General features: G+C 63.6%; 15 protein-coding genes. 4 read left to right on the forward strand and 11 right to left on the reverse strand.

Annotated elements, in window-relative coordinates:
- Nucleotides 1-14 precede the first annotated feature (14 nt).
- The 7 genes from Q9451_RS07345 to Q9451_RS07375 all read right to left on the reverse strand — a co-directional run bounded on the left by Q9451_RS07345 (nucleotide 15) and on the right by Q9451_RS07375 (nucleotide 9,089).
- Nucleotides 15-1,112: a DUF1513 domain-containing protein gene (locus Q9451_RS07345; RefSeq protein WP_012274028.1), complete on the reverse strand. Its 1,098-nt coding sequence runs from the start codon at nucleotides 1,110-1,112 to the stop codon at nucleotides 15-17.
- A 2-nt stretch (nucleotides 1,113-1,114) separates the two neighbouring features.
- Complete coding sequence (locus Q9451_RS07350; protein ID WP_012274027.1) at nucleotides 1,115-2,179, reverse strand: imelysin family protein; 1,065 nt, start codon at nucleotides 2,177-2,179, stop codon at nucleotides 1,115-1,117.
- A gap of 20 nt (nucleotides 2,180-2,199) precedes the next feature.
- Nucleotides 2,200-3,627: a di-heme oxidoredictase family protein gene (locus Q9451_RS07355; RefSeq protein WP_012274026.1), complete on the reverse strand. Its 1,428-nt coding sequence runs from the start codon at nucleotides 3,625-3,627 to the stop codon at nucleotides 2,200-2,202.
- A 208-nt stretch (nucleotides 3,628-3,835) separates the two neighbouring features.
- The gene (locus Q9451_RS07360; RefSeq protein WP_012274025.1) at nucleotides 3,836-5,173 is read right to left on the reverse strand and encodes an imelysin family protein; all 1,338 of its coding nucleotides are present in this window, start codon (nucleotides 5,171-5,173) and stop codon (nucleotides 3,836-3,838) included.
- A 158-nt stretch (nucleotides 5,174-5,331) separates the two neighbouring features.
- Nucleotides 5,332-7,383 carry a GGDEF domain-containing phosphodiesterase gene (locus Q9451_RS07365; protein ID WP_060494282.1) on the reverse strand — a complete coding sequence of 684 codons (2,052 nt, stop codon included), beginning with the start codon at nucleotides 7,381-7,383 and terminating at the stop codon, nucleotides 5,332-5,334.
- A gap of 271 nt (nucleotides 7,384-7,654) precedes the next feature.
- Nucleotides 7,655-8,251, reverse strand: a complete 597-nt coding sequence (locus Q9451_RS07370; RefSeq protein ID WP_012274023.1) for a Fe-Mn family superoxide dismutase — start codon at nucleotides 8,249-8,251, stop codon at nucleotides 7,655-7,657.
- A gap of 238 nt (nucleotides 8,252-8,489) precedes the next feature.
- Nucleotides 8,490-9,089 (reverse strand): LysE/ArgO family amino acid transporter, encoded by a 600-nt coding sequence (locus Q9451_RS07375; protein ID WP_012274022.1) that lies wholly within the window; start codon nucleotides 9,087-9,089, stop codon nucleotides 8,490-8,492.
- Between the two features lie 100 nt (nucleotides 9,090-9,189).
- On the opposite strand from Q9451_RS07375, the gene Q9451_RS07380 reads away from it, so the two are divergent.
- The 3 genes from Q9451_RS07380 to Q9451_RS07390 all read left to right on the forward strand — a co-directional run bounded on the left by Q9451_RS07380 (nucleotide 9,190) and on the right by Q9451_RS07390 (nucleotide 12,082).
- Complete coding sequence (locus Q9451_RS07380) at nucleotides 9,190-10,080, forward strand: LysR family transcriptional regulator ArgP (protein ID WP_012274021.1); 891 nt, start codon at nucleotides 9,190-9,192, stop codon at nucleotides 10,078-10,080.
- A 49-nt stretch (nucleotides 10,081-10,129) separates the two neighbouring features.
- Nucleotides 10,130-11,125, forward strand: coding sequence for an NAD(P)-dependent oxidoreductase (locus Q9451_RS07385; protein ID WP_012274020.1), 996 nt, complete (start codon nucleotides 10,130-10,132; stop codon nucleotides 11,123-11,125).
- Between the two features lie 87 nt (nucleotides 11,126-11,212).
- Nucleotides 11,213-12,082, forward strand: coding sequence for a hypothetical protein (locus Q9451_RS07390; protein WP_012274019.1), 870 nt, complete (start codon nucleotides 11,213-11,215; stop codon nucleotides 12,080-12,082).
- A gap of 67 nt (nucleotides 12,083-12,149) precedes the next feature.
- Here the strand turns inward: Q9451_RS07390 and Q9451_RS07395 are convergent, their stop codons facing one another.
- Together Q9451_RS07395 and Q9451_RS07400 are read right to left on the reverse strand one after the other, a co-directional pair.
- Nucleotides 12,150-13,199, reverse strand: a complete 1,050-nt coding sequence (locus tag Q9451_RS07395; protein WP_012274018.1) for an alkene reductase — start codon at nucleotides 13,197-13,199, stop codon at nucleotides 12,150-12,152.
- A 17-nt stretch (nucleotides 13,200-13,216) separates the two neighbouring features.
- The gene (locus tag Q9451_RS07400) at nucleotides 13,217-13,519 is read right to left on the reverse strand and encodes a helix-turn-helix transcriptional regulator (RefSeq protein ID WP_012274017.1); all 303 of its coding nucleotides are present in this window, start codon (nucleotides 13,517-13,519) and stop codon (nucleotides 13,217-13,219) included.
- A gap of 149 nt (nucleotides 13,520-13,668) precedes the next feature.
- Between Q9451_RS07400 and Q9451_RS07405 the strand changes: the two genes are divergently transcribed.
- Complete coding sequence (locus tag Q9451_RS07405; RefSeq protein WP_012274016.1) at nucleotides 13,669-14,253, forward strand: ACP phosphodiesterase; 585 nt, start codon at nucleotides 13,669-13,671, stop codon at nucleotides 14,251-14,253.
- A 61-nt stretch (nucleotides 14,254-14,314) separates the two neighbouring features.
- On the opposite strand, the gene Q9451_RS07410 is transcribed toward Q9451_RS07405, so the two are convergent.
- Together Q9451_RS07410 and olsB are read right to left on the reverse strand one after the other, a co-directional pair.
- Nucleotides 14,315-15,103 carry a lysophospholipid acyltransferase family protein gene (locus Q9451_RS07410; RefSeq protein WP_012274015.1) on the reverse strand — a complete coding sequence of 263 codons (789 nt, stop codon included), beginning with the start codon at nucleotides 15,101-15,103 and terminating at the stop codon, nucleotides 14,315-14,317.
- The gene (gene olsB / locus Q9451_RS07415; protein WP_012274014.1) at nucleotides 15,103-15,858 is read right to left on the reverse strand and encodes an L-ornithine N(alpha)-acyltransferase; all 756 of its coding nucleotides are present in this window, start codon (nucleotides 15,856-15,858) and stop codon (nucleotides 15,103-15,105) included. The genes Q9451_RS07410 and olsB overlap by 1 nt, the downstream gene beginning before the upstream one ends.
- Between the last annotated feature and the right edge of the window lie 95 nt (nucleotides 15,859-15,953).

The raw sequence follows: 15,953 nt of genomic DNA on the forward strand, positions 1-15,953 counted from the left end.
GGGCAGCAGAAAAATCAGACGAGATGCAGGTGGTTGTCCCAGAAACCGGACGGCAGGTTCATCGGCTGCCCGACCAGCTCGGCCTTGGTGCAGTCGTAGAACCGGCAACGGCCCTGCCCGGACGTGACGACAAAACCATCTTTCACCGTACCCACCCCTGCGCAATCGGGCATCGGCGCATCCAGCCGCACCGCGCCGCTGTCCAGGTCCCAGACGAACAGGCGGTTGGCCCGTGGTGCAGTCAGCGCCACCAGCCGCAGTTCGCTGTGGATGGCAACGCTGGCGGTGTACTGGGCCATGGCCTGCAACTGCCGCTCTGGCACCGGGAAGGCCTTGAACGGCTTGCCTGGGCGCTTGATCGCCAGCAGCTCGGCCGTTTCATCGGCATCGCCCATGAACTGCTGGCAAGCGGCGATGGTGCCGTCGCTGCCCACCGCCAGGTGGCGCACGCTGTTCATCTGCTGGGCCAGGGTTTCCTTGCTCAACAGGGTGCCGTCGCGCTGCATCAGTACCAGGCTTGGCTCCATGGCATTGAGGTTCATCTCCACCCGGCTTTCGGCTTCGGTGCGAATGCCGCCATTGGCCACGATCAGCGTTTCGCCGTCGGGCAGCCAGGCCACCTCGTGTGGGCCGATGCCGTGGGTTGGGATCTCGCCGGTGTGCACCAGGCGCTCGCCCTCGAAACGGTATACCCCAAGCACGCCGCGCCCAGGGTCGGTGGTGTCGTTCTCGGTGGCATACAGCCATTCGCCGCCTTTGTGCACCACGGCGTGGCCATAAAAGTGCCGGTTTGGCTGTGAGGCGAGCGTTTGTAGCAAGCGCCCGTCGCGCAAATCGATCAGGTAACTTTCGGTACCGGGGCGGCGGGCGACGAACAGGGCGATCGGCTGCTCGGGGTGGTGGATGATGGCATGGCAACGCTGGGCGACCTGAGTGCTGAACACCTGGGTGCCGTCCAGGCGGAAACCGACGGCATAGTGCTTGCCGTCGCCGTCGTCACGCGCCGAGAGCAGCAAGGGTTCGCTGCCTTTGTTGCGGAACAGGCTCCAGCCGCCCAGGGTGAGGGCGCTGAGCAATACGCTACCGAGTTTGAGTGCCTGGCGTCGCAGCATGATCAGTCACCGTCGTTGGCATTGAAGCCCAGCTGGATGTTCAGCGCCTTGGCCAGGTCGCCTTCGTGCAGGCGGTGGACGGCGTTGAGGCTGTCGTAGATCTGGTTGAGGGTTTGCTGGCCAGCGTCGTCGGCCAGCAACTCACCGAGGGTTTTCTGGTTGTCGGCCAGCAGTTTGAGCGAGGTAGCGTAGGCGGCGTCGATCTTGTCCGCCAGCGCTTTCTGATCGCTGGGCAGCAAGCCGCGCAGGCCCTGGTTGTCGACACCGACCCAGACGGTTTCGGCAGCCTTGAGGGTGGCTTCCAGGCTCTTCAGCGAGGAATGGCTGCGCCAGGCTTCGGCCTGCAGCGGCTGCGGGATGCCCTTGCTTTGGCGGCCCATCGGCGCGCCCAGCTTCTTCTTCAGGGTATCCAGGGCGGTGACCTGGGAGCGCAACAGGTCGGCGATGGCCTCGTGGGAGTCAGCGTAGCGCTGGTTGGGGAACTTGGTCATCTGCGAGAGCATGCCGTCGGTGCTGTTCCAGCTCTTGAGGATCTCCTCGGCCAAGACCTTCTGGTGTTCACCGATGGCCACCAACAGTGGGCAGTAACGGGCTTTCTGCTCGGCAGTGGCGATGTCTGGCTTGCTGTCGAACAGGATGTACTCGTAGGCCGACAGGCCACGTACTACCACGCTGGCTTTGCCCAGAGCGGCGGCATCGACGGGCTTGTCGCCGTTGACCAGTTGCTCGACCTGGCGGCCGACCAGGTTCTTCTTGTCGGGCCAGAACTGGACCTGCCAGGCGCGGTTGCCTTCGGCCAGCGGGCCGACCAGCAGCGGTTGCAGCTCGGCCCAGGCTTTTTGCGCGTTGAGGAAGTCGGCGCGGGCTTTATCCAGGGACTCCTTGCCTTCGCAGTAGGCCAGGGCGCTGGCGGCCAGCGTGCGGTCGGCTTCGACCCAGCGGCTGTAGGTTGGCAGGATCACCTGCTTGGCGATGGCGGCGGAGGTCACGGCTTGCGGGTCCTGCGGCGAGCAGGCACCGAGGGCGAGTGCGGCGAGGCTGGTGAACAACAGTTTGGGTCGGAACATGCCCGGCTCCTTTGCGCGTTTTAAAGTGAATTCAGGAACGCCAGCAACGCGGCGCGCTGCTCTGCGTTGAATGTGAGCACGAAGTTGCGTGCCGCCTCGGCTTCGCCACCGTGCCAGAGCACGGCTTCTAGCAGGTTGCGGGCGCGCCCGTCGTGCAGGAACTGGCTGTGGCCACTGACCGTTTCACTCAGGCCGATGCCCCACAGGGGCGGGGTACGCCAGTCCTGGCCGTTGGCGGCGAATTCGGTACGCTCGTCGGCCAGGCCAGGGCCCATGTCATGCAGCAGCAGGTCGCTGTAAGGGCGGATGACCTGGTTGGCCAATTCTGGCTCGGTCGCATCGGCGGCAGTGGTGAACTGCGGTGTGTGGCACCCCTGGCAGCCGGCCTGGTAGAACAGGTTCTTGCCCGCCAGCACCTGCGGCGAGCCAACGTCGCGGCGGGCCGGCACCGCCAGGTTGCGGGTGTAGAAGGTGACCAGGCGCAGGATGTTGTCGCTGACTTCTTTCTCGCCATCGGCGCCGTCGCCGTTGGGCGCAGCCAGGCAGTCGGTTTGTGCCGGGGTGCAATCGTCATTGGGCTGCAGGGTGCTGGTAAGGCCCATGTCGCCGGCAAAAGCGTGCACGTTCTGCTGGTTGACGTTGGGCTGCCCGGCTTTCCAGCCGAAGCGGCCGATCACGGTCTTGCCCTGGGCGTCGTCCCACACACGGTTGGCACGCCCGCGGATGCCGTCGCGGTTGCGGTCGTCCGGGTCTTCGTTGGCCAGCAGGTCGGCTTCGGGGATGGCCTCGAGCAGGCCCAGGCCGATCATCGGCGGGGCCACCCTCGCCGAAAAGCGTGTGTCGGGGTGCATGACGCCGTAGCCGAGCTGGGTGATCTGCAGGGCAGGCTTGCGCAGCTCGACCTGATGACCGTCCTTGAACGCTACCGTTTCCTGGGTGTAGCTCACCCGTACCTTGCCTTCTGGCGCCACGCCCGGGATGGCCATGTCCTGCAACTGGGTGCCGTACACCGGCTCCGGCACCACGCCGAGGCGTTCGATCACTTTGGCGAGGTAAGGCTGGTCGGGGATCGACAAGCGCACCAGCATGCCCACCGCGTTGCTGTTGCCAGGCTCCGGCGGGTGACCGCGGCCATCGCGCACATGGCAGTTCTGGCAGGCGTTGGTGTTGAACAGCGGGCCCAACCCGTCGCGAGCAGTGGTGGTGGACGGGGCGATCACCCAGGGGTTGCGGAAGAAACTGTTGCCTACGGCGAAGTCCACGCGCCGCTCGGGCGAGAGGTTGGCCGAAGGCAGGGAATAGGCGTTGCGGTCAGTGCGCTGCACAGTCGCCTTGCCGGCCGACAACGCTTCGCCAGGCTCGGCTTGGGTGAAACGCGGGGCGTCGTCACAGGCGGCGAGGGCAAAGGCCAGCAGCAAGGGGGAGAGTCGGGACAGCGACAAGGACATGCAAAATCCTGGGCGTGGACGAAAAACCGGCGTGCAAGCTTAGCAGGCCAGCGGCTCTTGAATAAGAGCAATTTGCAATTACCTGGGTGAAAGGGATGTGAAATGCCAGCATTTTCATGTGCCTGTTCGCGGTCCGGTTGGCCGCGAACAGGCCATCAGCAAAAAAGGCGACCCGAAGGCCGCCTCTTTCAGTACCGCTACAGCAGGATCAGAATTCGTGATCCGCAGTGTCCGGGTTCAGGTTGGCGATGCCCAGCTTGCCTGCAGCCTGCTCGATCGAACCGGTCTGCTTGACCAGGGCGGCGATGGCGTCACGCACGATCTGGTTGCCGGCCGCGTTGTCGGCAGCGATCAGTTGGTCGTAGTGCTCGCCTTTGAGGGCGTGGTCGACGATCACCTGAATCTTGGCTTCGGTGGCCTCCAGGTCGGCCTTGAGGGCTGCATCGGTAGCCGGGTCGACCTTGGCGACCAACGACGACAGGCTTGGGCCGCTTACCTTGGTGCCGTCCGGGCGGGTGTACTCGCCCAGGTAGACGTTGCGGATGCCCTTGGCGTCGTAGAAGTGCGAGTAGTGGGTGTTGTCGCTGAAGCAGTCCTGCTCGTCTTCCGGCGAGTTGGCTTCCAGCGAAACCTTCATGCGCTCGCCAGCCAGTTCGCCCAGCGACAGGCTGCCCATGCCGAACAGCATCTTGCGCAGGCCGTCGTTGACAGGCTCGGCTTCCAGCTTGGCGCGGTAGTTGTCGGCGACGTTCGGTGCCCAGTTGCCGACCATCTCTTCGAGGTCGCTGACCAGCAGGTCGGTAACCGCTTTCAGGTAGGCACGACGGCGGTCGTTGTGGCCACCGGTAGCGCCCTGGCCTTCCAGGTAGTCGGATGCCGGGCGGTTGCCAGCGCCTGGGCCGGTGCCGTTCAGGTCCTGGCCCCAGAGCAGGAACTCGATGGCGTGGTAGCCGGTGGCGACGTTGGCCTCGGAGCCCGCCAGCTCGTTCAGGCTGGCCAGTTTCTCGGGGGTAATGTCCTTGACGTCGACCTTCTCTTCACCCACCTGAATCTCGGTGTTGGCGATGATGTTGGCGCCGGCGGCCGGGTTGCCCAAGGCGTGCTCGTAGCTCTTGTCGACGTAGTCGATCAGGCCTTCGTCCAGGGGCCAGGCGTTCACCTGGCCTTCCCAGTCGTCGATGATGGTGTTGCCGAAGCGGAAGGCTTCGCTTTGCAGGTACGGTACGCGCGCGGCGAACCAGGCTTCCTTGGCGGCCTTCAGGGTTTCGTCGTTGGGCTTGGCCAGGAACGCGTCGATGGCGGTCTGCAGTGTCTTGGCGGTGCTCAGCGAGTCGCTGTACACGGCGTAGACCATTTCGGTGTAATGCTTGACCACGGCTTTGCCGGCGGCTTCGTCGACGGCCCCTGGCGCAGCAGCGGTGGTGCTGGCGGCAGCAGGTGCCTGGGCTTGCGGCGCGGCGGCTTTTTCGTCCTTGCCTTCGCCGCAACCGGCGAGGGCGATGGCAATGGCCAGCAGACTGGCGGAGGCCAGAGGCATTCGAATCATTATTGGTTTTCCTGCGTCGTGTGGTTGGACCAAGGGGTGGACCGTGCGCCGTGGCACGCGAAACCGCAACATCATGCGAAAGATTTGCATTTGCTGTAAAGGGGCGGGCACGCAATTCATGTAATTCCCGGTCACAGCCTGTAACCGGGCAGGTGGGCTCAGAACATCGAAACCTGGTTGCGTTGCGCCTGCTTGAGGAAGTGGGTCAGCTCGCGGGCCGACAGCGGCTTGCTGTAGTGGTAACCCTGGCCCTCGTGGCAACCCTGGGCAACGATGTAGGTTTCTTGCTCGGCGGTTTCCACGCCTTCGGCGATTACCTGCATGCCCAGGCTCTTGCCCAGCTGGATGATGGCGCGAACGATGGTGGCGTCGTCATCGTCGTCGAGCAGGTCCTGGACGAAGCTCTTGTCGATCTTGATCTTGTCCAGCGGTAGCGACTTCAGGTAACTGAGCGATGAGTAGCCGGTGCCGAAGTCATCGATGGCAATAAGCGCCCCGGAGCGGCGCAGGCTCAGCAGGTGCTGGGCGGCGGTGCTGATGTCTTCCATCAGGCCGGTTTCGGTGACCTCCAGCTCCAGGCTGCGCGGCGGCAGGCGATAGGCCTGCAGCAGGTTGTTGACCACCCGTGGCAGCTCGCTGTGGTGCAACTGCACGGTGGACAGGTTGACTGCCATGCGCAGGTCGCTGAAGCCCTGGTCGTGCCATTCGCGTAATTGCCGGCAAGCCTGGTCCAGCACCCACTCGCCGATGCTGATGATGCTGCCGTTCTGCTCGGCCAGGGGGATGAACTGGTCGGGTGGCACCATGCCCAGCTCCGGGTGCTGCCAACGCAACAGCGCCTCTACGCCGACCACGCGGTGGTCGCGGTAGCTGATCTGTGGCTGATACACCAGGTACAGCTGGTTGCGCGGCAAGGCTTCACGCAGGTCCTTTTCCAGCTCGCGGCGGCGGCGCATCTCGCTGTCGACGCTGGCGATGTAGAACTGGTAGCGGTTGCGCGAACGGGCCTTGGCCAGGGTCATGGTCTGTTCGGCTTTCTGCAGCAGTTTCTCGGTGCTGTCGCCGTCTTCAGGGAACAGGGTGATGCCGATGGTGGCGCGCAGGCGGATCTGCTCGTGGTCGAGGTCGAACGGCACTTCCAGGTCGTCGAGGATGCTTTGCGCCAGTTCGGCCGCTTCGTAGGGCTGCTCGATATTGGCCTGCACCAGGGCGAACTGGTCGCCGCCCAACCGCGCCAGCGCGCCCAGGCGGCCGCTGTGGGCGCGCAGGCGGTCGGCCAGGGCCAGCAGCAGCTGGTCACCGACCTGGTAGCTGAATTGCTCGTTGATGCCCTTGAAATCGTCCAGACCCACGCACAGTACCGCCACGCGATGCTGCAGGCGGCCGCCGTCGACAAGAATCTTGTCCAGTTGCTGCTGCAATTGCTGGCGGTTGGGCAGACCGGTGAGGAAGTCGTACTGGGCCATGCGCTGCAGGCTGTTTTCCGCCTCGTGGCGCAGGTGGGTGTTGCGCTCGATCGAGGCCAGCAACTGGTTGGCGGTGTTCACCCACAGGCCCAGCTCGTTCTTCTCGTGGCCTTTGAGCAGCGGTAGCTGGTGCTGGCTGGGGCGGTCGGGGTTGATCTGGGTGAGGTGCTCGATGATCTTCGACAGCGGTTTGGTCAGCAGCCAGTGGTACACCAGATACAGCACCAGGCCCATGGCCAGGGCCCGCAGCACGCCGGAAATGAAGATGATCACCGCGTTGATCAGGAAGTCTTCACCGTAGGACGAGGTGTCCAGGGTAATGCTGAGGTCGCCGTAGTATTCGCTGTAGGGGCCGCGGCCAACCAGTTGCGTGGTATAGGTGCGTTCCTGGCCGAGGATCAGGTCGGTGAGCCAGCGCATGGACATGTCCTGCAATGGACGTGACTTTTCTGCCAGCATGGTTTCGTTGGGGTGGCCAATGGAGGCCATGCGCACCGATTCGTCCTGGAACAGGCCTTCCATCACCTGCATGCCCATTTCGCGGTCGAGGCTGTACACCGCCTGGGTCGAAGGGTCGCGGAACATGTCGAGGATGCGCTGGGCATCATTGTTCACGGCCTGGCGGGTCTTGTAGGTGTCGTAGACGATTTGCGCACAGCTGAGCACGACGCCGACCGCCAGCGCCGACAGCAGCACGACCCTGAGCAACTTGACCGACAAGCTGTTCCGCAATTCCAGCTTCAATGGGGTTTCCTTAATCCATGCGCATGGCATCATTTTGCCATCAACGATGACGATACACTATCGGCCGATCATGAGCAGTGTATCGGTTGCCTGACCCCGCAACTTGAGTGCGCTGTATCAATCTTCCAGAGGTTTGATGTTAGCGCGCTATGCGGGCTGAGCAAGCAAAACCGTGCGTGCCTCTGTGGCTGCGGGTTACCCGTGAAGGGGGCCGGCACAGGCATAAAAAAACCCGGCACATGGCCGGGTCTTTTCATTCAGGGCTGAAGACTCAGGCCTTGAAGGTCTTGCCTTCGAACTGCTCGGCAACGAAGGCCCAGTTGACCAGGTTCCAGAACGCCTCGACGTACTTCGGACGCAGGTTGCGGTAGTCGATGTAGTAGGCGTGTTCCCAGACGTCGCAGGTCAGCAGCGGGGTATCGCCGCTGGTCAGCGGGCAGCCGGCGCCGATGGTGCTGGCCAGGGCCAGGGAACCGTCAGCTTTCTTCACCAGCCAGCCCCAGCCGGAACCGAAGGTGCCAACCGAAGTCTTGGTGAATTCTTCCTTGAACTTGTCGAAGGAACCGAAAGCGGCGTTGATGGCGTCTGCCAGGGCACCGGTCGGCTGGCCACCGGCGTTAGGGGCCAGGCAGTTCCAGTAGAAGGTGTGGTTCCAGACCTGAGCGGCGTTGTTGAAGATGCCGCCCGAAGAGGTCTTGACGATCTCTTCCAGGGTCTTGCCTTCGAATTCGGTGCCTGGGACCAGGTTGTTCAGGTTCACGACATAGGTGTTGTGGTGCTTGTCGTGGTGAAACTCCAGGGTTTCCTTGGAGATGTGCGGCTGCAGGGCATCGTGGGCGTACGGCAGCGGCGGCAATTCAAAAGCCATGGTGGATCTCCTGATTCAGGTCTAGTTCGCGGTTTGCGCAGGGCCGATCACGGGCGGCCCTATGAGCGTCGGCGAGTTTGTACTCTTTGCGACGCAAGGGGTCGATCATAGCACCAGCCCCGGCGCATAACCACGCAACAAACATAGGGAATAGAGGTTCCAGAGCGGTTGGCGGTCGCCGACCAGTGGTGGTCGTTTTCAGGCCAGCAGGTGTGTGCCGGGCCTTGCAGGCCTGCGATCAGTTGAAGATCAACTGCGCTGCCACCGCGAACATCATCACCGCCACCATCAGGTCGAGCATGCGCCAGGTCGCCGGCCTTGCCAGCCATGGGGCCAGCCAGGCCGCGCCGATCGCCAGGGTCGAAAACCACAGCAGCGAGGCGCTGGCGGCGCCGGCCACGTAGGCGCCGGGGGCGGTCTGCTGGGCGCCCAGCGAGCCGATCAGCAACACCGTGTCGAGGTACACGTGCGGGTTTAGCAGGGTCACCGCCAGGGCGCTGAGCAGCACGGCACGGCGTGAGCGGGCGCCCTGGCCTTGCTGGTGCTGCAGGCTCTGCTTGGAGCAGGCGCTGCGCAGGGCCTTGGCGCCGTACCAGATCAGAAACACCGCGCCGCCCCAGCGTGCGACCGCCAGCAAGGTCGGGTTGTGCGCCAGCACGGTGGCCAGGCCGAACACCCCGGCTGCCACCAGGAGGGCATCACAGACGATGCACAGTGCCGCCACCGGCAGGTGATGCTCACGGCGCAGGCTTTGGGCAAGTACGAAGGCGTTCTGCGCGCCGATGGCCATGATCAGGCCGAAGGCCACCAGCATGCCGTTGAGGTAGCTTTGCCACATGGCTGGGCTCTCCAAAAAGGTCGTAAAAGATGCTGGTTATTGTGAGGTTCGGCACTGTATAAGAAAAACAAATAAAGCTGATCCGTCATTAGGAAAATCGATGTTCGACTACAAGCTCCTGGCCGCCCTCGCGGCGGTGATCGAACAAGGTGGTTTCGAGCGTGCGGCGCAAATACTGGGCTTGTCGCAATCGGCCATCTCCCAGCGCATCAAGCTGCTCGAAGCGCGGGTTGGGCAGCCGGTGCTGGTGCGTGCCACGCCACCCAGCCCGACCGAAGTCGGCCGCCAGTTGCTCAACCACGTGCAGCAGGTGCGCCTGCTTGAACGTGACTTGCAGCGCCAGGTGCCGGCGCTGGATGAAGAGGGCATGCCGGAGCGCCTGCGCATAGCCCTCAACGCCGATAGCCTGGCCACCTGGTGGGCCGGTGCGGTGGGCAATTTCTGTGCGCAACAGAACGTGCTGACCGACCTGGTGGTAGAAGACCAGGAGGTGGGCCTGAAACGCATGCGTGCTGGCGAAGTGGCGGCCTGCCTGTGTGGCAGTGAACGCCCGGTAGCCGGCGCACGCAGCCTGCTACTGGGGGCCATGCGTTACCGGGCGTTGGCCAGCCCCGGGTTCATGGCGCGGCATTTCCCCCACGGCTTCGTCGCCAGCCGCCTGGCCCGCACCCCGGCGATCGTGTACGGCCCGGATGATTTCCTGCAGCATCGCTACCTGGCATCGCTGGGCATCGAGGACGGCTTCCTGCACCACCTGTGCCCGTCATCCGAAGGCTTCCTGCGCATGACCGAAGCCGGGTTGGGGTGGGGCCTGGTGCCAGAACTGCAGGCCCAGGAGCAGCTGGCCAACGGGCAATTGGTGGAAATCTGCCGCGATACCCCTATCGATGTGCCGCTGTACTGGCATCATTGGCGCAATGGCGGGCAATTGCTCGCGCAACTGACCGACCACCTGCGGTACACCGCACGGCATTGGCTGGTGCCCTTGTAGCCACGGCTGGCGTCAGTTGCATCTGAAATCTGGCAAGACGGAGTGTTACATGCGAATTCTGGTCACCGGCGCGAGTGGCTTCATTGGTGGGCGCTTTGCGCGCTTCGCCCTGGAGCAGGGCCTGGACGTGCGCGTCAGCGGCCGCCGTGCCGAAGGGGTGGAGCACCTGGTCAAGCGCGGCGCCCAGTTCATCCCCGGCGACCTGGGCGATGCCGAGTTGGCCCGGCGTTTGTGCCAGGGCGTCGAGGCGGTGGTGCACTGTGCAGGCGCGGTGGGCAACTGGGGGCGTTATCAGGACTTCTACCAGGGCAACGTGGTGGTTACCGAGAATGTGGTCGAGGGCTGCCTGAAAGAGCATGTACGGCGCCTGGTTCATCTGTCTTCGCCGTCGATCTATTTCAATGGCCGTTCACGCCTGGACATCCGTGAAGACCAGGTGCCGCGCCGTTTCCACGACCACTATGGGCAAACCAAACACCTGGCCGAGCAGAAAGTGTTCGGTGCCCAGGAGTTCGGCCTCGAAGTATTGGCGCTGCGCCCGCGCTTCGTCACCGGCGCCGGCGATGCCAGCATTTTCCCGCGGCTGATGCAGATGCAGCGCAAAGGCCGTGTGGCGATCATCGGCAATGGCCTGAACAAGGTCGATTTCACCAGTGTGCACAACCTCAACGAGGCGCTGCTCAGTGCGCTGTTCGTTGATGAACGGGCGCTGGGCCAGGCTTACAACATCAGCAACGGGCAGCCGCTGCCGCTGTGGGACGTGGTCAACTACGTGATGCGCCAGATGCAGTTGCCACAGGTTACCCGCTACCGTTCCTACGGCCTGGCCTACAGCTTCGCCGCGCTGAACGAGGCGGCTTGCATGCTGTGGCCAGGGCGCCCGCAACCGACCTTGTCGCGCCTGGGCATGCAGGTGATGAGCCGTGATTTCACCCTGGATATCAGCCGCGCCCGGCAATACCTGGACTACCAGCCCAAAGTCAGCCTGTGGACGGCGCTGGATGAATTCTGTGGCTGGTGGAAGCACTTGCCGCCGGGGCATTGAAGCCGCCCGGCGGACAATGGTCATCAACGCGCCGCGCTGGCGGTTTATACTCGTGCCTCTTTGCGACTACCGCGGTTGAATGTATCCATGCGTAACCATGCTCACGATGACTACGATGACGTGCCTACCTTGCGGGCGGGCACGGTTGATGATGACGAACTGATGCCGGCGCACGTGGTGCGCAGCCGCCAGAAGGCCGCCCGTGGGGCCAGCACGGCGCCGTTGTGGGCGTTGTTGTGCGCCTCGTTTATCGCGTTGGCGGGCTTGGGCTGGTGGAGCTTTCAGCAGATCTCGCTGATGGAGCAGCAACTGGTGGCGACCCAGGAGAGCTTTGCCCGCATCAGTGAAGAAGCGGCCGGGCGCCTGCAGGCGATCAGTGGCAAGGTGGAGGCCAGCGAATCCGGTGTGACTACCAGCAGCGAGGCGCTGAAGCTGCAGTTGCGTCAGCTGCAGCAGGGCGTGGCCGGGCAGACCGGTGATCTGGGCAAGCGCCTGGAGCAGGTGCTGGCCGATACCCGTGCACAGCAGAAAGCGGTGACTGAGCTGCAAGGCCAGTTGCAGGCGCAGTTGAAGTTGGTGAATGGTGAGCTGGCGGCGCTGCGTTCGGGGCAGGTTGATGGTGGCAAGCTGGATACCCAGTTCAAGGGTTTGAACGAGCAGGTTGCCGCGCTGAAGGCTGCGCAGGTGGATGGCGGCAAGCTGGACGTGCAACTCAAGAGCCTGGGTAGCGATGTGGCTGCCTTGAAGAAACAAGGCAACCCGAGTGCTGCTATCCAGAGCCTGGAGCAGGACATGTTGGTGCTCAAGAGCCAGATCGATAATCGTCCGGCTGCTTCGTCGGCAGGCGGTGCTTCGGTGCAGGAGTTCGATGCGTTCCGGGCGCAGATGACCCGCAACCTGAATACCTTGCAGAGCCAGATCCAGAACCTGCAGCAGCAGATCAACTCCCGTCCGTAACATGGCAGGGGAGGGCCTTGCCCTCCTTTCGCGGCACAAGGCCGCAAAGCGGCCCCGGCGAAATCAGTTACAACCGCGGATAATCGATATACCCCACCGGCCCCTTGCTATAGAAAGTGTCCGGCCGGGCGTCATTCAACGGCGCATCCGCCGCCAGCCGCGCCGGCAGGTCGGGGTTGGCGATGAACGGCACGCCGAACGCCACCGCATCGGCCTTGCCACTGGCCAGGGCCGCATTGGCACTGGCTTTGTCAAACCGCTCGTTGACGATGTACGGGCCGCCGAACGCTTCTTTGATCAGTTGGCCAATGCTGTCGTCGGCTTCCCGTTCCCGCGAGCAGATGAAGGCGATGCCGCGCTTGCCCAGCTCGCGCGCCACATAAGTGAAGGTTTCGGCGCGGTCGGCGTCGCCCATGTCGTGGGCGTCGGCACGCGGCGCCAGGTGCACGCCCACGCGGTTCGCGCCCCACACTTCAATGGCCGCATCGGTCACTTCCAGCAGCAGGCGCGCGCGGTTTTCCAGTGAGCCGCCGTAACGGTCGGTGCGCTGGTTGGTGCTGCTTTGCAGGAACTGGTCGAGCAGGTAACCGTTGGCACCGTGGATCTCCACACCATCGAAGCCGGCCGCCTTGGCATTTTCCGCGCCGCTGCGGTAGGCCTCGACGATGTCAGTGATTTCTTCGGTTTCCAGCGCACGCGGGGTGGGGTAGTCACTCAGTGGGCGTACCAGGCTGACATGGCCCTTGGCCTGGATCGCGCTGGGAGCCACCGGCAGTTCGCCATTCAGGTAGCTGGGGTGGGAGATGCGGCCCACGTGCCACAGCTGCAGGAAGATACGCCCGCCTGCGCCGTGTACGGCCTTGGTCACATTGTTCCAGCCACGAACTTGTTCATCGTTCCAGATACCGGGGGTATCCGGGTAGCCGACCCCCATGGCGCTGACCGAGGTCGCCTCGCTGAGAATCAGCCCGGCACTGGCACGCTGTACGTAGTACTCGGCCATCAGCGCATTGGGCACGCGCCCTTCATCGGCGCGGCAGCGGGTGAGCGGGGCCATGATGATGCGGTTGGGCAGTTGCAGGTCGCCCAGGGTGATCGGATCGAAAAGCGTGGTCATAGCGGTTACCTGCCTTGTCAAAGTGCTTGGCGCAGTTGTTCGAGGAACGCCTGGATGGTGTCTTCGTCGCGTTTGAAGAAGTGCCATTGGCCAATCTTCTGGCTGCTGATGAGCCCGGCGCGCTGCAAGGTGGCCAGGTGGGCAGAGACGGTCGACTGCGACAGGCCGCAGCGTTGGTCGATCTGCCCGGCGCACACACCGTTTTCGGTGCTGTGGTACTGGTCGGGAAACTGGGTTGCCGGGTCTTTCAGCCAGCTGAGGATTTCTCGCCTGACCGGATGGGCCAGCGCTTTTATGATTTCGTCGAGATCGAGTGGCATGGTTGAGGCTCGTTGTAGCGGCATATCGCGATAGGGCGAAATGTAAATCGCTGAATTCCGATATACAAATACGAAGGTGTTCTGAGCTGAGCGCGAATCGGTATATCGCGTTATAACGATATACGTGCTGGCGGTGCTAGACTGCGTGCATGAATTACCTCGCACACTTGCACCTGGGCGGCCCGGCGCCGCAACAACTGCTTGGCAGCCTGTATGGCGACTTTGTCAAAGGCTCGCTGGAAGGGCGCTTTCCGCCTGCGCTGGAGGCGGCCATTCGGCTGCATCGGCATATCGACAGCTACACCGATCGGCACCCGTTGGTATTGGCGGCGCTGGCGCGTTTTCCGCGTGAGCGGCGGCGCTTTGCCGGCATTGTCCTGGATGTGTTCTTCGACCATTGCCTGGCGCGACATTGGCGTGATTATGCCGAGCAGCCACTGGCACAGTTCACTGGGGCGTTTTACCGGGTGCTGCTGGCAGAGCCACAACTGCCGGGGCGGCTGGCGCGGATTGCACCGTTCATGGCGGCGGATGACTGGCTGGGGGCCTATGGTGATTTCGCCACATTGGAGCAGGTGTTCAATGGCATTGCTCGGCGCCTGTCACGCCCTGAAGGGATGTCCGGGGTGATGGGCGAGCTGGAGCGGCTGTATGAGCCATTGCTGGCGGACTTCAGGGCGTTTTATCCGCAGTTGCAGGCCTTTGCGGCGGCGGGGCGGTTGTCTGACAGTTAGTTCTGTTTCGGCCTCTTCGCGGGCACGCCCGCGAAGAGGCCGGTAGCGATAGTGCGAAAAATCAGGCAGCCCGTGCCTGCCGCCGTGGCGCCAGCTCAACTTCTTCAACCCCGAACAACGCCAAATGGATCGCCTGCTGTGCCTGCAACGCCAGCACCGCACGTTCCTTGCCCACACTACCAATCGGCTGCAGCAGGTGAATGCACACCTCGGCCCGCGGTTGGGCAAACAAGCGCATCAGGTGCGATACCAGGTCGTCATCACCGATGAACGGCGCAATCGGATCGAGCTGGCCATCGCGCAAATACTGGATAGCCACCGGCTGCACCGCCACACCTCGGTCGATGGCTCCGGCCAGCAGGCGGCCATGGAAGGTGCGCAAGGTGCGACCGTTGGTCGTGGTGCCTTCGGGGAAGATCAGCAGCGGTCGAGCCAGGCCCAACTGCCCGGCGATCTGTTCGCGCAGGCGCTGGCTGTCGCCACCGCCCCGACGAATGAAAAGCGTGCCGGCTTTTTCCGCCAGCCAGCCGGCCACCGGCCAGTGGCGCACTTCGGCCTTGGACAGAAACGACAGCGGCATCAGCATGCCCAGCAGAGGGATGTCGGCCCAGGACACATGGTTGCTGACCCACAGCATCGGCCGCTGCGGCAGCTCGCCGATGACTTTCACGTCGAAGGGCAGGGCAGCGACCAAGCGCTTCATGAACAGGCAGGTCCAGCGTTGACGGCGCTCGATCGGCGTCTTGAAGCCCAGTCGCTCGCTCAAGGCAATCATGCTGGCCATCAGCATGCCCAGCGCCAGTACCAGCAGCAGTCGAGTCAGGCGGGCCAACACCCGCAACTTCGGCATCAGACCGCCGCCTTGAAGTGGCGAGCGTAGCGTGGGCACAGTTCGTCGCGCTTGAGCAGGATGAACACGTCAGCCACCTGGAAGTCCTCGTCCCAGCATGGCTCGCCGCAAATCTTCGCGCCCAGGCGCATGTAGGCTTTGAGCAGCGGTGGCATTTCGGCAATGACGTTAGTGGGCAGGGCCAGCTTCGGCAGCGGGTTTTTCGGCTCGGCACGCAGGTGCTCGGTGCACAGGTAACGGTCACGCAGGCGCTGCATCACCGCATGGGCCTGCACGCCGCCGTCCTGCATGGGGATGCTGGCGCAGCCCATCAGGTAGCTGTAGCGACCCTCGTTGAGCACCTCGGCCAGTTCGCCCCAGAGCACGGCGATGGTGCCGCCGTTGCGGTAGTCGGGGGCCACGCAGGTACGGCCCAGTTCAAGGATCGGGCCTTGCAGTTGCAACAGGCCGTGCAGGCTGAATTCTTCTTCGCTGTAGAAACGGCCCAGGCTGCTGGCGGCCTGGTGGTCGAGCAGGCGGGTGGTGGCAACCAGTTCGCCGGTGCTCAGGTCGCGCACACCAATGTGGCGGCAGTGCACGTCGTAGTCGTCCATGTCCAGGCCCTGCTCGGCACCTTTGAGCTTGGCCTTGAATTCTGCGCTGAACACTTTGTAGCGCAGGGCCTGGGCTTCTTGCAGCGCCGCGGCGCCAACCAGGCGTTCGGCTTGCAGACGGCGTTCAGTGCTGTTGTCGCTAGCGTGAGCGATCCGAGTCATTGCGAGTCTCCATAAGCCAGCCATGAAGGGTTGCGGCCGGTCGGCTTTGTTGTGCAAAGTCAGCCTAGGTAGACGTGGTGTCACCCCTGTGAATC

Source organism: Pseudomonas sp. NY8896, from assembly GCF_039634505.1.

Coding starts and splice junctions, on each gene's coding strand:
- Q9451_RS07345 (WP_012274028.1), bottom strand. CDS start 1,112: ATGCTGCGACGCCAGGCACTCAAACTCGGTAGCGTATTGCTCAGCGCC.
- Q9451_RS07350 (WP_012274027.1), bottom strand. CDS start 2,179: ATGTTCCGACCCAAACTGTTGTTCACCAGCCTCGCCGCACTCGCCCTC.
- Q9451_RS07355 (WP_012274026.1), bottom strand. CDS start 3,627: ATGTCCTTGTCGCTGTCCCGACTCTCCCCCTTGCTGCTGGCCTTTGCC.
- Q9451_RS07360 (WP_012274025.1), bottom strand. CDS start 5,173: ATGATTCGAATGCCTCTGGCCTCCGCCAGTCTGCTGGCCATTGCCATC.
- Q9451_RS07370 (WP_012274023.1), bottom strand. CDS start 8,251: ATGGCTTTTGAATTGCCGCCGCTGCCGTACGCCCACGATGCCCTGCAG.
- Q9451_RS07375 (WP_012274022.1), bottom strand. CDS start 9,089: ATGTGGCAAAGCTACCTCAACGGCATGCTGGTGGCCTTCGGCCTGATC.
- Q9451_RS07380 (WP_012274021.1), top strand. CDS start 9,190: ATGTTCGACTACAAGCTCCTGGCCGCCCTCGCGGCGGTGATCGAACAA.
- Q9451_RS07385 (WP_012274020.1), top strand. CDS start 10,130: ATGCGAATTCTGGTCACCGGCGCGAGTGGCTTCATTGGTGGGCGCTTT.
- Q9451_RS07390 (WP_012274019.1), top strand. CDS start 11,213: ATGCGTAACCATGCTCACGATGACTACGATGACGTGCCTACCTTGCGG.
- Q9451_RS07395 (WP_012274018.1), bottom strand. CDS start 13,199: ATGACCACGCTTTTCGATCCGATCACCCTGGGCGACCTGCAACTGCCC.
- Q9451_RS07400 (WP_012274017.1), bottom strand. CDS start 13,519: ATGCCACTCGATCTCGACGAAATCATAAAAGCGCTGGCCCATCCGGTC.
- Q9451_RS07405 (WP_012274016.1), top strand. CDS start 13,669: ATGAATTACCTCGCACACTTGCACCTGGGCGGCCCGGCGCCGCAACAA.
- Q9451_RS07410 (WP_012274015.1), bottom strand. CDS start 15,103: ATGCCGAAGTTGCGGGTGTTGGCCCGCCTGACTCGACTGCTGCTGGTA.
- olsB (WP_012274014.1), bottom strand. CDS start 15,858: ATGACTCGGATCGCTCACGCTAGCGACAACAGCACTGAACGCCGTCTG.